At 64.5% G+C, this 14,221-nt stretch carries 12 protein-coding genes and 2 pseudogenes; 9 read left to right on the top strand and 5 right to left on the bottom strand.

Annotated features, from left to right (window positions below; translation table 11 throughout):
- Positions 1-731 precede the first annotated feature (731 nt).
- Both LWC34_RS45615 and LWC34_RS45620 read left to right on the top strand, forming a co-directional pair.
- Positions 732-980 carry a hypothetical protein gene (locus LWC34_RS45615; RefSeq protein ID WP_233731523.1) on the top strand — a complete coding sequence of 83 codons (249 nt, stop codon included), beginning with the start codon at positions 732-734 and terminating at the stop codon, positions 978-980.
- A gap of 206 nt (positions 981-1,186) precedes the next feature.
- Positions 1,187-2,413 (top strand): annotated as a pseudogene (locus LWC34_RS45620) (IS4 family transposase); the annotation flags it as partial.
- A gap of 195 nt (positions 2,414-2,608) precedes the next feature.
- Here the strand turns inward: LWC34_RS45620 and LWC34_RS45625 are convergent.
- The 5 genes from LWC34_RS45625 to LWC34_RS45645 all read right to left on the bottom strand — a co-directional run bounded on the left by LWC34_RS45625 (position 2,609) and on the right by LWC34_RS45645 (position 5,004).
- Complete coding sequence (locus LWC34_RS45625; protein ID WP_233731524.1) at positions 2,609-2,821, bottom strand: site-specific integrase; 213 nt, start codon at positions 2,819-2,821, stop codon at positions 2,609-2,611.
- On the bottom strand, positions 2,818-3,396 hold the full coding sequence (locus LWC34_RS45630) for a tyrosine-type recombinase/integrase (RefSeq protein ID WP_233731525.1): 579 nt from the start codon (positions 3,394-3,396) through the stop codon (positions 2,818-2,820). The genes LWC34_RS45625 and LWC34_RS45630 overlap by 4 nt, the downstream gene beginning before the upstream one ends.
- Positions 3,397-3,506: 110 nt before the next feature.
- Complete coding sequence (locus LWC34_RS45635; protein ID WP_233731526.1) at positions 3,507-3,803, bottom strand: helix-turn-helix domain-containing protein; 297 nt, start codon at positions 3,801-3,803, stop codon at positions 3,507-3,509.
- A complete protein-coding gene (locus LWC34_RS45640) occupies positions 3,800-4,084 on the bottom strand; it encodes a hypothetical protein (RefSeq protein ID WP_233731527.1) in 285 nt (94 codons plus the stop codon). Before LWC34_RS45640 ends, LWC34_RS45635 begins: the two co-directional genes overlap by 4 nt.
- Complete coding sequence (locus tag LWC34_RS45645) at positions 4,081-5,004, bottom strand: TRM11 family SAM-dependent methyltransferase (RefSeq protein ID WP_233731528.1); 924 nt, start codon at positions 5,002-5,004, stop codon at positions 4,081-4,083. Before LWC34_RS45645 ends, LWC34_RS45640 begins: the two co-directional genes overlap by 4 nt.
- A 258-nt stretch (positions 5,005-5,262) precedes the next feature.
- Here LWC34_RS45645 and LWC34_RS45650 point away from each other — a divergent pair, with 258 nt between their 5' ends.
- The 7 genes and pseudogenes from LWC34_RS45650 to LWC34_RS45685 all read left to right on the top strand — a co-directional run bounded on the left by LWC34_RS45650 (position 5,263) and on the right by LWC34_RS45685 (position 13,559).
- Complete coding sequence (locus tag LWC34_RS45650) at positions 5,263-6,291, top strand: tyrosine-type recombinase/integrase (protein ID WP_233731529.1); 1,029 nt, start codon at positions 5,263-5,265, stop codon at positions 6,289-6,291.
- A 129-nt stretch (positions 6,292-6,420) separates the two neighbouring features.
- Positions 6,421-7,104 (top strand): site-specific integrase, encoded by a 684-nt coding sequence (locus LWC34_RS58415; RefSeq protein ID WP_308200244.1) that lies wholly within the window; start codon positions 6,421-6,423, stop codon positions 7,102-7,104.
- A gap of 173 nt (positions 7,105-7,277) precedes the next feature.
- Positions 7,278-9,872 (top strand): annotated as a pseudogene (locus tag LWC34_RS45665) (type IV secretory system conjugative DNA transfer family protein).
- Positions 9,873-9,926: 54 nt separating this feature from the next.
- Positions 9,927-10,982 carry a replication-relaxation family protein gene (locus tag LWC34_RS45670; protein ID WP_233731530.1) on the top strand — a complete coding sequence of 352 codons (1,056 nt, stop codon included), beginning with the start codon at positions 9,927-9,929 and terminating at the stop codon, positions 10,980-10,982.
- Positions 10,979-11,965, top strand: coding sequence for a C40 family peptidase (locus LWC34_RS45675; protein WP_233731531.1), 987 nt, complete (start codon positions 10,979-10,981; stop codon positions 11,963-11,965). The genes LWC34_RS45670 and LWC34_RS45675 overlap by 4 nt, the downstream gene beginning before the upstream one ends.
- A 152-nt stretch (positions 11,966-12,117) precedes the next feature.
- Entirely contained in the window at positions 12,118-13,236 is a 1,119-nt protein-coding gene (locus LWC34_RS45680) for a tyrosine-type recombinase/integrase (protein WP_233731532.1), read from the top strand.
- Positions 13,233-13,559: a helix-turn-helix domain-containing protein gene (locus tag LWC34_RS45685; RefSeq protein ID WP_233731533.1), complete on the top strand. Its 327-nt coding sequence runs from the start codon at positions 13,233-13,235 to the stop codon at positions 13,557-13,559. The genes LWC34_RS45680 and LWC34_RS45685 overlap by 4 nt, the downstream gene beginning before the upstream one ends.
- Positions 13,560-14,221 lie beyond the last annotated feature (662 nt).

The raw sequence follows: 14,221 nt of genomic DNA on the forward strand, positions 1-14,221 counted from the left end.
GCTGCAGGCAGTGTCGCCACCGCTCCAGCTGGCGGGCCGTGACGGTCACCCCGCGGGCGCGGCATGCCTCGATGACCTCGGCATCAGCCGAGTACTCACGTCGGGGCAGCATTAGTGCAGGTTAGATCACCTACCCGCGATTTGGTCGACTTGAAGAGACGGCGGTGACGACACTGGCCCGGTGCTCGGCAGTTGCGCACCCACCTACGTGGAATGGGAGGTGAATATGATGAAGGAGCAGGTGAAAAACCTCGTGATGCTGGCCGTCGCCATCGCAGGCCTGGTCACGTCCTGGCAGCAGATCGTTACCTGCGCCCGACGACTTGGGCTCCGCTAAAACCCAACTCGATGCCGGCGGGTCGGGACGACCTCGGCCCGCCTTCACCACGTGCACAGATATGCGACAACACGCATGTTGAGAACGATTTCGTCCGGTGTCGTTGTCCATCTTGTGAGGTCTGTCGCTGTCATGCTTGCCGGAAACGGAACACTGTTCCGTGCAGTCGTCGATTGGTCGTGGAAAGCGGCCTATTTGTGCACGATGGACTGTACTTTGCGGCTCACACAGTTCGTCCGCACACGTTGCCCGCATGTCCGGCTACTAACGCGACATGGCAAGGCAGGCGTCGTCAAGTGACCGTCGCTGTCTCCCGCCAACGAGTGTCGAGTTCGGTGGTGCTGTTGGCGGTGGCTTTGTCCCAACGGTCTTGGAGGGTGTCGAGGAGGTGGTGTTGGACTTCGGGAGCGACGTGGGAGTAGACGGCGCGGATTTCGTCTTGGAGGACGTGGCCGAGGCGTTGGGCTTGGGCGATTTCGGGGACGCGGTCGGCGATCATCCAGGTTTTGTGGCTGTGGCGGAAGCCGTGGAATGTCAGGTGTGGTTTGACGGGCTGGATGAGGACGGGTGGGCGTGTGCGGTGGAGGTTGCCGTCGGTGGCGGGGCGCATGGCGCGGCGGCTGAAGTTGGAGCGTCGGAGTAGTTCGCCTTCGGCGGTGATGAATACGTGGGGTGGTTGTGGATGTCGAGGTGAGCGCTGAGGAGGTCGATCACAATGCCGCTTAGTTAAGCGGGTGGTGAGTGGTGCGGAGACATGAAATATTTCTGTCTCCTGTGGATCGATGACGTGTACGGCTTCGGAGAAAACCCCTTGTAGCGCATGGAAATAGTGGCGTATACGTTGCTCATGTGACCGTGCCCGCCACACCATCCCGGCGCTTCACCGACGGGATCAGTATCGGTGTTCTCACACGTTTGTTGGATCGTGATCTGGTGGACGAGGTGCTGGCCGACACGGGTCGACGGGAGAAGCGAACACGGTTGCTGCCAGCCAGGGTGGTTGTCTATTGGGTGTTGGCGCTATGCCTGTTCTTCGAAGACAGTTATGAAGAGGTGATGCGCAAGCTGGTCAACGGTCTGCGGTTTCTGGGTACCTGGCGGGATGACTGGCATGTGCCGACCACGAGTGCGCTTTCCCAAGCACGCCAACGGCTGGGTGCGGAACCGTTGCAGGTCTTGTTCGAGCGGGTCGCGGTGCCGATGGCTCGGCCAGGCACGAAGGGAGCCTGGTTTCACGGGTGGCGGGTGATGGCCGTGGATGGGCTGGTGCTGGACGTGCCGGATACTGATGACAACGTCGCGGTGTTCGGTAAGAAATCGCATGGTGGTGGGGAAAGCCCGTTCCCGCAGGTGCGCGTCGTCGGCTTGGGCGAGTGCGGCACCCATGCGATCGTGGCCGCGGCGATCGACTCGTGGCGGGTCTATGAGCGCGAGTTGCTGACGCGCATTCTGGATGATCTCGAGCCGGGCATGCTAGTGGTGGCTGATCGTGGTTTCTTTGGCTATGAGTTGTGGAAACAGGCGACCGAGACCGGTGCTGATTTGTTGTGGCGGTTGAAGAATAGCGTTGAGGTGCCGGTGCTGGAGTGGTTGCCGGATGGCTCGTTCCGCTCGGAGTTGTTGCCCAGACAGGTCAAGGTGGATCTCAAGCGTGGCAAGCAACGCACCGTGCGTCCAGAGATGCGGCTGCCAATCCGCGTGGTGGAGTACATGGTGACCAACCGTGGTGATCAGCCCGAGACGATCCGGTTGATCACCACGATCATGGATCACGAGTTGGCGGCCGCGGCGGAGCTAGCGGCGTTGTATCGGCAGCGATGGGAGTTCGAGTTGACACTGGACGAGGTCGAAACCCATCAGATATCCCATAGCAGGGTGCTACGGTCGAAATCGGCCGATCTAGTCCGGCAAGAAATCTGGGCTCTGCTGCTGACACATTACGCGGTGCGGGATCTGATGCATGAGGCCGCAGATGACGCCGGACCTGATGATGGGCTGGATGTCGACGAGCTGTCGTTCGTTCGCAGCCTCAACGCTGTCCGCCGCCAGGTTACCAACCAGGCGGGTTTTTCCCCTCATCGCCTGAAGAGGGCGATCATCGAGACGTGTGAAGAGATCAGACAACGCCGCACCCGTGGACGTCGACATCGCTCGTATCCCCGAGTGGTGAAACGAAGTCAGGTCGGTGACAAGCTCATCAAACGCCCCAACCACATCGGCGCACGTTACGACAAACCGGCTGAGCTGCACGTCTTCAGCAAGATCGCTTAACTAAGCGGCATTGAGGTCGATCAGGAACGGTGGGAGGGTGATGGTGCGGGCGGATTCGGCGGTTTTGGGTGGGCCGAGTTCGAGATGGCCGTTGATTTCGTGCAGGGCGCCGATGTCGGGGTCGATGACGATGGTGCCGTCGTCGAGGTGGGTGTTGATGCGTTGGAGTCCGGTTAGTTCGCCCCAGCGTGCGCCGGTCCATGCGGCCGTCACCATGAGGACCCCAGCCCAACTACCGACGAGTGCGGCGGCGTTGTCGGCGATGCGGAGTGCTTGTTCGGGTGTGGCCCAGAGGCGTTCGCGTTTCTTGATGTGGTGGCGTTTGCCGCGCCTGTTGGGGCGGATGGGTTGGTGTGGATGAGTTTTTCGTCGGCTGCGTCGGCGAGCAGCATGGACAGGATTTTGGTCATGGTGGACACGGTGGTGGTGGCGTAGCCGGCGGCGCGGGTTTTCTTTTTCCAGGCGGCGACGGCGATGCCGGTGATGTTGGCGATGGGTGTGGTTCCCCAGCGGGGGAGGATGTGGTTTTTGATGAGGCTGCGGTATTGGGCTTCGGTGGTGCGTGCGACGTCGAGGGCGTCGAGCCAGTCGACGGTCCATTCGGCGAGGGTGATTTTTCCTGCTGCGGGGTCGATCCAGGTGCCTTGGCGTTGTTCGGATTCGAGGGTTCCGGCGTGGGCTTCGGCGGCGGTTTTGGTGGGGAAGCCGGGGATGGATCCGAGGGTGCTGTCGTCGCGCCAGTAGCGGACTCGCCATGACTTGGGGCCGCGTTGTTCTACCCAGGCCATTTGGTTCTCCTTGGAGTGGTTGGGCGGGGTTGTTTGACGGACATATGGACGCTCCATTGCGGACAGAGAGCAAGGGGATCCGGCGAAGTTGTTGTCGCACGAATGGGTTGTCAGCGGCGGCGTGGTCGTCCTGCCGGTGCGCGGGTGGGGCGTGCGCTCGCGGTCACGATCGCGCGGATGTCTGCTGTGGAGAAGCGGAGATGTTTGCCGAGGAAGGTGCACGGGATGGCGCGTGCGCTTGCCTTCCTTCGCAGCCAGCTTTCCTTGACGGCTAGGAGCTGGGCCGCTTGTGCGGGCGTGTAGAGCGGCACAATCGGCTCGTTCGAATCGCCGGTTTCCGGAGTGTCCGTCGCTTGGTGCTGGTGCCCTCTCAGCGGCGTCGTGTCTCGGGGTCGTTCGGTGCTCATGCCGCGTCCTTGAAAGCCAGTGGAGCGGCGGCGAGCAGCTCGTGAAGGTCGTTCAGCAACAGTGTGATCGCGTGGACGGCTAGCTGGGGTACGACACCGTTGTCGAGCGCTCGGAGTTGTGCGGTGCGGGGCAATGGAAGCGTCGTGACCCACCCTGGCCGGCAACCGCCGCCGGGAGCAGCGAGCACACCGATATCCAAGCCGCCATAGCCGGTGCGCAGCGATCCCAGGATCGGTCCAGGGCGCATGGTGATGGCGAGCGTGTCGAGTCCTGGTTTCATGCCGCCCAGCTCGCAGGGGCGTCTGCTGTCGCTTCGCGACACCCGGTTGGGCGTTGAAGCGGTGAGCGGAAGACGAGGACGTCTTCGTGCGCAATCAAATGCAGTGGCAGTCCGGCGTCGCGCTGTTTGCGCACGAAGTCGCGTTGGAAGAAGCTTCCACGCGCGACGAGGTCGTGTTCGGCTGCCCTGGCGAGTAGGGCGACGCAACGCTCGACCGGGATCAGGCCGGCGTCGCGGCCGCAATCGAGGATCTGGGCGGGCAGGTCGATGAGTTCGGCATGCTCGCGCCAAGGACGGATCGTGATGACGATGTGCCCGCCTGGCCGGAGGAACACGGTGGCGTTGGTCAGGACGCGCATGAAGCCGGCGAGGAGTCGATGGTGGCCGATGTTGGCGAGGTTTCCGCGGTCGAGAGTGTTGCCGTAGAGGTGATAGTACTTCTGGATTCCCTCGCCGGGCGCCACGGCGACTCGTCCGTGGGTGGATGGCCCATACGGGGGTGAGGTGACGACGAGCGCGGCCTGCCCGATGTACTCCGGCGGCAGCAGCGCTGTGAGTTGGCGGGCGTCACCGCGGAACACCCGTGCGTTGTGCTTGACGCCGTGCTCGGCAGCGAGCTGAAGGTTGGCGCGAGAGACGTCGGCCCAGTGAGGCTCGTACTCCACACCGGCGGCGCGGCGTCCAAGGTGGACAGCTTCGACGAGGGTGGTGCCGATGCCGCACATCGGGTCCAGAACCAACTCGCCGGGGTGCGTGTAGTGGCTGATGGCGTAGGCCGCGACGGCCGGAAGCATCTTGGCCGGGTGAGGAGTTGACTCGGGTACATAGCGGCCTTTGCGCTGAGTCGTTGGTGCGGTTTGCGCCGTAGTCCACACCGACAGCGCGGGGGCCGGCGTCACGGGTTCGGGCGTTGTCCTCATTGGATGACTCCCGTCTCAAGGGCGGCAGCAGCGGGGGTCGTTGGTCGCGGCTCGTGGTCGTGTTCGGCATCCCGCGAGTTCGTGTGTCCCTGCTGTGAGCCGATGGGGCGGAATATGTCTTGGGCCAAGGGCTTCGTGCCCGATTGGGTGATCTTGGTATGCGTTGACTCAATTTCAAGATTCATGAGCCGATCTCCGTGAAGTCGAAAGGATCACTGGGGTTGTGAAGGCGAGGAACCTGGGTTGGCGCTAGCCGTGGTGAGCGACCTGAGCCAGATGCGGTCGCTAGCGGGCGAGGAGGAACTCGCAGATTTCGAGACCGACGTGCTGGCGGGGCTGGTACTGGCCCGCTCGTCGGCGGGGTTGGCCGACGGCACCATCCGCAAGGAAGTCGGGCAGCTGGAACAGATCCGGTCCTGGTTCGGTCGGCCGCTGTGGGAGATGGGCGCGTCGGACGCCGACGACTACTTTGGACGGATACTGCGTACTTCGCCGAGCGGGACGCGACTGGCGCGATCGCAGGCGCTGACTGTGTATTTCGCGTTCCTGGAGTTGCGCTATCAGGCCGAGTTGCATCGGATGACCGGCCGCGTCGTGACCTGCCCGCTGGATGAGATGAACCGCCCGCGCGGGCGCAAGGACGCCAAGCTGCGGATCCCGCCGAACGAGTACCAGGTTGCCGCGATGTTCACCGGGTGGGCGGCCGAGATGGCGACGTGCCGGAAGTTCGCGCCGACTGCGCGCGATTATGCGGCAGCACGGTTGATGGCTGAGGTCGGGCTGCGGGTGAACGAGCTGCGTCACCTCGACCTCGCTGACATCAAGTGGGACCTGGGCCGGTTCGGCAAGCTGCATGTCCGGCTGGGCAAGGGAGCGCGTGGGTCGGGGCCGCGGGAGCGGATGGTGCCGCTGATCAACGACGCGGGTCGTACGTTGCGCTGGTATGTCGAGGACGTGTGGGGCCACTTCGGCGGTGACCACACTCGACCCGGCGTCCCCTTGTTTCCTTCCGAACGCAAGACCCGTGACGGGTCGTGTGCCCGGCTCGGCGCCGACGCGCTGCGCACCGGGCTGGCGGAGGCCGCTGCCATGTATCTGCCGGACTGGCCGGACAAGCTGACCCCGCATGTGTTGCGACACTTCTGCGCGTCCCAGCTCTACCTGCACGGGATGGACTTGGTGGCCATCCAGGAGACGCTCGGACACGCGTGGATCGCCACCACCATGCGGTATGTGAACTCTCAGAAATTGCATCAGACGGGCGAGAAACCGCAGGTCGCCTGCTGAACGCTGCTCGGCAATGGGTTCGATTGACCGGCTCGACACGCCGTGCAGTCTGCGTGACTTGCTTGATGATCCCGTTAGATGCATGATCCTGGCCTCAGACGGTCGCGTGTGTTGTGACTGGAGGCAGGGATGAGGCGAGGAGATCTGGCGGGTGCGGCGCACCTGCAGCTCGTCTCTGGAGTCGTGCAGCTGCGGCCCGAGGACGCCATGGTGGAAGCCATGCTGAACGGTTGGCGGGCGCAGCAGACGGCGCGTGGCTTGCAGGAAGGGACGATCGTGCCGCGGGAGCGGCTGGTGCGCCGGTTCATCTCGTTCACCAACGAGTATCCGTGGCGCTGGGGTCCGTCGCATGTGGACGAGTGGACGCAGTCTTTGACCGGTGAGAAGCACCTGGCACTGTCGACAATTCGGGGCTATCAAACGGATTTGCGACTGTTCAGTGAATACCTCTGTGACGGCCGCTACGGCTGGGCTACTGCGTGCGAGCAGGAGTTCGGGCCGGGTGAGCACCCGGTGCCGATCTGCCACGAGTGGAACACCATCGCTCACCTCAACGACTACGAAGGCGATCCCGAGGCACGCCCGTTCACCCGCGAGGAATTGCAGCGGTTTCTTGACTACGCCGACGACCAGGTCGATCGCGCGGTCCGGGCCAAACGCAAGGGCGCCTTGGCCGCACCGAGGGCAAGGACTGTTGTCGGCAGGTACTCAGCGCGTGGCTTTCCAAAGCATCGCTTCACCGACCGAGCACTACCTGGTTACCAGCAACCCAGCCGAACTCGCCGGATACGCCGCCGATCCGGACGCCAGTGAATCCGACACGGAACGCCCTTTCGTCGACGTGGACTTCCCTGACGAACCGCAGTTCGCGGGTGAGGAGGACGAGTTCGGCGCATTCGGTGCGGCAGAACACATCCCGCTCGACGTCGCGTGACCCCGGCAGCCGCTTAGTCGACTAAGCAACTCCGCATTTTGGGAGAACCCCAATGCTTCCCTGGATACCGCCTGCCCTCGATCAGCCCGAATTGTCCCTGGCGTTCGGAATCGCACGAGAAGTAATGACCGACGGCTGGCTCGGCAACTATCTACGCGACCCCGGCGGCGCACTGCTGACACTGCTCGGGCACCTCCGAGAGGCGACGATCACCTGGGGGCCGATCGCCATTCCTGTGCTCGCCGTCTGTACCGCGGCACTGGTCATCGGCAGACACAAGTGGACGCGGCGTTGCCACACGCGCCTTCTCGCCGACGCCCGTCAGGTCACCGTGCTGGCCCCACCCATCGTGGATCCCGCGGGCGGCGCCGCATTGTGGTCCAACCTCGTCGGCTTGCTGCGTCCCGCCTGGCGCCGGTGGTTCACCGGCCAACCACACGTGGTGTGCGAGTACCTGTTCTCCGAGGCAGGGGTCGCCATCCGGTTGTGGGTGCCCGGCGTGATCCCACCGGGTCTGGTCGAACGCGCCATCGAGGTAGCCTGGCCCGGCGCGCACACCCGCGTCGGGAAAGCCGAACCGCCCTTGCCGCCAGCATCGGCACTCCAGAAGCGGGTGGTCGTCGGTGGCGTACTGAGGCTGGCCCGCTCCGAGGCGCTACCGATCCGTACCGACTTCGACGCCGACCCGATCCGCGCGTTGATCGGCGCCCCAGTCGGGCTCGGGCGCAACGAGTACGCCTGCGTGTAAATCCTGGCTCGCCCCGTCGCAGGCCGCCGCGCCGTGCGTGCCCGGCGCGCCGCGCGCACAGTCCACACTGGAAGCTCCAGAGGCTTCGTCGGCCGCCTGCTGGATCTTGTCACGCCCGGCGTGAGAAGCAATTCCGGCCGCACCACAACGAAATCCGGAGCACTGCACACGGATCCACAAACCTCCCTGGAATACGCCGCACAGAACCGCGCCATCGTGGCCAAACAACGCGGCTCCCAATACGAAACAGTCATCCGCTACGCCGTCGCCACCTTGCTGCCAACCGACGCCATCGAGACCGAGATCCGCACGGCCCGGGATATCGCCCGCGGACGGGCGCACGCCCTCGCCGCGTCATTCGCCTCCTATACCGAGCACAACCACTACACCCGCCTCCGCGTCCGCCACCCCGGTACAACCCTGGCCGATCGGCGCCTCGGGCGAGGCGACCTGCTGTCCGTCAAGGAACTGGCGGCACTCGCACACCTGCCTACCGACGAAGCCATCCCCGGCGTCCAGCGCGCCGGAGCCCGCGCCATCGCCCCGCCACCGGGCATCGCTACACCCGGCCCTGAGGCTAAGCCGATCGGTGTCACCGATACCGGACACGAACGGCCTGTCGCACTGCGTGTCCCGGACGCGCGCCATCACCTCCACGTCATCGGCGCGACCGGTTCGGGCAAATCCACCCTGCTGGGCAACATGATCCTTGCTGACGCGGAAGCCGGACGCGGCATCGTGCTGATCGACCCCAAAGGCGACCTTGTCACCGATGTGCTGTCCCGGTTGCCGAAATCGGCAGGCGACCGCGTCGTCATTTTCGACGCCGACTCCAAGACACGGCCACCGTGCCTGAATCCGTTGGACGGCGGAGAAACCGACTTGACCGTCGACAACCTCGTATCAGTGTTCCGACGGGTGTACAGCGCGTTCTGGGGACCACGCACCGATGACGTCATGCGCGCCGCCTGCCTGACTCTGCGGACGCAGGAAGGGGTCGCCACTCTCGCGGATCTGCCGAAGTTGCTCGCCGACCCTGCTTTCCGATCACGTGTCACGGCGGGGATCACCGATCCGGTGTTGCGCGGGTTCTGGTCCTGGTACGAGGAACTCACCGACTCTTCCCGCAGCCAAGTCATCTCACCGTTGATGAACAAGCTGCGCGCGTTCCTGCTACGCCCTTTCGTGCGCGACGCCATCGCAGGCAGACACTCCACAGTGGACATGTCTGATGTGCTCGACGGCGGGATCTGCCTCGTGCGCATCCCCAAAGGCAGTCTAGGTGAGGAAACCACCCGGCTGGTTGGATCGTTGGTCGTCGCGCGCACCTGGCAGGCCACCACAGGCCGAGCACGCACACCGCAACGTCAACGCCGGGACGCCTCGCTGGTCATCGACGAATGTCACAACTTCCTGAACCTGCCGTACCCGATCGAAGACATGCTGGCCGAGGCACGCGGCTTCCGAGTCGCGATGACGCTGGCACATCAACATCTCGGCCAGCTTCCCCGCGAGTTGCGCGAGGGCATGTCGACCAATGCCCGCAGCAAGATCTTCTTCAACGCGTCTCCAGAGGACTCCCGCGAACTATCCCGACACACCACACCTCGACTATCCGACCACGACCTCGCCCACCTTGGCGTCTACCACGCCGCTGTCCGGCTGGTGCTCAACGGCGAACAGGCACAGCCATTCACAATGCGCACACAACCGCTTCCGCGTGCGATTTCAGGCCGTGCAAAGGAAATTCGCAAAATCGCGCGACACACTTCGCGCACCAATGCGACGTCCACGGTCGGTGTCCAACCTCCCCGACGACGTCGGCCTCAACCCGCCAGCTCAGCGCAGACACAACCTGTTCGGACACAGACCGCCGACCCGCGGCGAACACAGCCCTGACAGTCCACCTGACGTAATCCTCTTTCCACACAACGACTCCCGGAAGATCGGACCATGATTACCAATCCAACCAAGCAGCGCACACTGCGCGGACACAAGGCAACCCGCCCGAACCCGCGCGCCGCGAACACCACCGACCACCAGGCAGCGCTGGCGTGGCGACTGACCCCACGCGACCGATGGATCATCCGAATGCTGCACGAGCACCGAGTGCTCACTTCCCACCAGATCACCGCCCTGGCCTTCCCGTCGTTCCGGTCCGGCCGGATGCGGCTGCGGGAGCTCTACTTGTGGAGCGTAGTGGACCGATTTCAGCCGTTCATCTCCGTAGGCACCGCACCCATGCACTACGTCCTCGCACCCGCCGGAGCATCGGTGCTGGCCGCGGAGGACGGTCTTGATGTCAAAGACCTTGGCTATCGCCATGATCGTGCCTTCGGCGTCGCGCACTCGCTGCGGCTCGCCCACACCGTCGGCGTCGCCGAATGGTTCACCGCACTGGTCGACCGAGCCCGCCACAGCGACCCGGACGAGCGCACGGCGCTCGCCGCGTGGTGGTCGGAAGCCCGCTGCGGCCGTCACTTCGGGGACCTGATCAAACCTGACGCCTACGGCCGCTGGAGCACTGCTGGCGGACAGATCGAATTCTTCCTCGAATACGACTTCGGCACCGAGGCCCTGTCCAAACTCGCCGGAAAGCTAGCCGGCTACGCGGCACTCGCCGAGGCCACTGGCATCACCACACCATTGCTGGTGTGGCTCCCGACCTCGCGACGCGAGGCCGCCGCCCGTCGACTGCTACACCGGGCCTGGCGCGAACTTGACGACCCGCAGTCCGTCCCGGTCGCCACCGCCGCGGCCGAACTACTCAACCCTCAGATCGCACATCCGAGCCCCGCAGACGAAATCTGGCTGCCCCTGGACGCCGTCGGCGGGACGAGCTATCGCCGGATGTTGCACCGGTTGCTCGATGCCTGGCCGTACGTCCCGCCTCCCAACTCGGCCCCAGGCACTGATTCCGCGGCCAGAACCGACTCGCCAGCACCCACACCGATGCCGCCGCCCGCAACCTCACGCGGCCATACATCGTCAGGCGGTGAAACCTCATGATTCTAAAAGTTGCCGGTGCCATGGTCGGCGTGATTGTGCTCATTCCAATACTGATCGGCAGCGGTGTGCAGGGTGCGATCTCCGCGGTGTTCGGAAGCAGCAGCAGCCTGGACTGCACTCCCACCGGAGACACGTCCAACGGCGTTGCCGGGTATGGCAGAGAACAACTAGCCAACGCGGCCACGATTGTCGCTGTCGGTACAAAAATGAGCGTGCCAGAACATGGACTGGTCACCGCCCTCGCCGCCGCCATGCAAGAGTCCACATTGATCAATCTCGGCCACGGCGACCGGGACAGCCTTGGCCTCTTCCAACAACGTCCGAGTCAAGGCTGGGGCACGCCAGCGCAGATCATGAACCCCACCTACGCCGCCACAAAGTTCTTCGAACACCTACTCGCCGTTCCCGGCTGGCAAAGTATGACCGTCAACGACGCCGCACAGGCGGTCCAACGATCCGGAACACCGAACGCCTACGCCAAACACGAGCCCGCAGCACGCGCCGTGCTCGCCGCGGTCCTCGGAGCAAACTGCACACCGAGCGAGAATGCCCTTGTGGGCACAGGCGATTGCAACGCGATCCAGACACCGAACCGCGCCGCGTTCGCCGCGATCAACTACGCCTGTGGACAACGAGGACTGCCCTACGTATGGGGCGGAGACGGCCCGCACGAAGGCGGCTTCGACTGTTCCGGACTGACCAAAGCCGCCTATGGTGCGGCCGGAATCACGTTGCCCCGCACCGCACACACTCAATTCCACGCCGGTCCACGCGTGCCCGTTGGGCAACCATTGCTCCCAGGCGATCTTGTGTTCTACGGCAATCCCAACACCAAGATCCGCCACGTCGGGCTCTACATCGGGGGAGGACTCATGATCGACGCGCCGGACCGAGGCCAGGTCGTGAAGATCGAGCCCTACCGGTACCCGAGCGATGACTACGCAGGTGCTACCCGCCCAGTCAACCGGGATTTATTGCATTAGATGCAACATTGCGCACGGTTGGGGACCGTTGAATAGTCCCATGTCGGGACAGTTTGACGCCTCTGGCGGTGGGTGTCGGCGTGTCGCTGACCTGCGACGGCCGTAGCGGGTGCAACGATGTTGTATCCGATACAACCTGGAGGTGGGTGATGGTGCGACAGGTTGATCTGCCGGGTGCGGCGCACCTGGTACTCGATTCGGGTGTGCGTTACTTGGATCCGGCGCCGGCGGTGTTCGAAGCGATGCTGGAAGGCTGGGCGCGGCAGCAGAAGAGTCGGTTCCTGAGCGAGGCGGGCACGATTGTTCCGCGGGTGCGGCTGGTTCGACGCTTCGCGGGGTTCACCGACCAGTACCCGTGGGAGTGGACACCGGGCGAGTTGGAGGCGTTCACGGTGGACATCATGTCGGGTGCGCATCCTGCCGTGCAGTCCACAATCCGGTCGTATCACGGGGCTTTACGGATGTTCTGTGAGTTCGTTGCCGATGCCCGGTATGGGTGGCTGGCCGAGTGTGAGCAGCGGTTCGGACAGTTTCCAGTGCAGATTGCGCATGAGTGGAACACCGTCGCACACGTGGTTGACTACGAAGGCCAGCCGGGGCGGCGAGCGCTGACCTACGACGAGGTGCAGGCGTTGTTCGACGCGGCGGACGCGCGTGTCGAACGCGTCCGCCGGCGAGGTCGCAAGGGCGTGTTGGCGGCGTGGCGGGACGCGGCGATCCTGAAGACAGTATACGCCTACGGGTTGCGCCGCCGTGAACTCGCCCGACTGGACACTGTGGACTTTCGCCGCAACCCGCGTGCCGTGCAGTATGGCACCTATGGGTCGGTGCAGGTCCGGTATGGCAAGGCATCCAAGGGAAGTCCGCCGAAGCGGCGAACGGTGTTGACCGTACCGGAGATGGATTGGATCGTCGACGTGCTCACCGAATGGTGCGAGGAGATCCGCCCGCTGTTGTTCCCGGGCTCGCATCCGGCGTTGTGGGTGACCGAGCGGCGGAGTCGGATATCGATGCGGTCGGTCAACGAGGCGTTCCGCGACGCCCGCCTGGATGCCCGGCTGCCGGAGGAACTCGACCTGCATGCGCTGCGCCACTCCTATGTCACGCATCTTCTGGAGTTCGGTTATCCGGCTTTGATGGTGCAGCAACAGGTTGGGCACGCCTGGGGTAGCACGACCGCGCTGTATACGTCGGTGTCGGACGAGTTCCGCAACCGCTTGCTGGAACAGTCCCTGCAAACCCACCCGGAGCTATGGACGGAGACAACGTGACGCGCTCCATGAGCTATGTATGGCATCTGCGCGCGAAGATGGCGGAGAGGGGCCTGTTTCAAACCTCCGAGCTGGTGCCGCTGCTGGCCGAGCGTGGTATCCAGTTGTCGAGGGAGCAGGTCTACCGGTTGGTGACCCAACCGCCGCAACGGTTGTCGATGGACACCCTCGCGGCGTTGTGCGACATCCTTGACGTCACCCCGAATGACCTGATCGAGATCACCGCGGCGGCCAACCAGGTTCGTAAGACCGCAAGCGGCCGCGGGACCCGCCGGGCGCCGACGGCCCGGCGCACCACGATCCGCCGCCCGGACGGGACGTGAGCTGGTCATGGCGCCGCGTCTGTCCTCTCAACCTGGTACTGCGACTGGGGTTGTGACCGAGTGGATCGTTACCCACGTCCGGACCGCGCTTCCCATAGCAAGTGGAGACGTGGCGCGGGCCGCAGTGAGCGTGGCGGCGAGGAGTGCGCGGGGCATGGCGGTGCTGCGCGATCATCTAAAGCAGCATCCCGACGCACTGACCTCTGGACATCCGGACGTCGCACCAGTGGTGTGCAGGTTCATCCGGGCATTGGCCGACGCTGGGACCGGCGCGGTGTTGCCGGAGTGCAGCCGCTGCCACCGGCCGGCGAGGCGTTTACCGAAGCCGGTCGATGGTGGGCGCATCTGTCCGTCTTGTGTGGACATCGAGAACGCCGAGCCGTGCAGTCGGTGCGGGCGATTGCGTCCGGTCGTCACCCGCGACAGCGATGGGCCTGTCTGCCAAACATGCCGCGCACGCGATCACGCCACACACCGCGCCTGCGGCACCTGCGGGCAGGTCGAGCGGATCGTCGCCCGATCCGCCGACGGTGCCGGGATGTGCCGACGCTGCTACCAGGCGCGGCGCGTGCCCGAGCGATGTTGCCGGTGCGGGGAGGACCGCGTGCCGGCCACCCGCACCTCGGATGGCCCAGTCTGTGAGCGCTGTTACCGCACACCCG

This window comes from Kibdelosporangium philippinense (genome assembly GCF_021390435.2).
Classification (GTDB): domain Bacteria; phylum Actinomycetota; class Actinomycetes; order Mycobacteriales; family Pseudonocardiaceae; genus Kibdelosporangium; species Kibdelosporangium philippinense.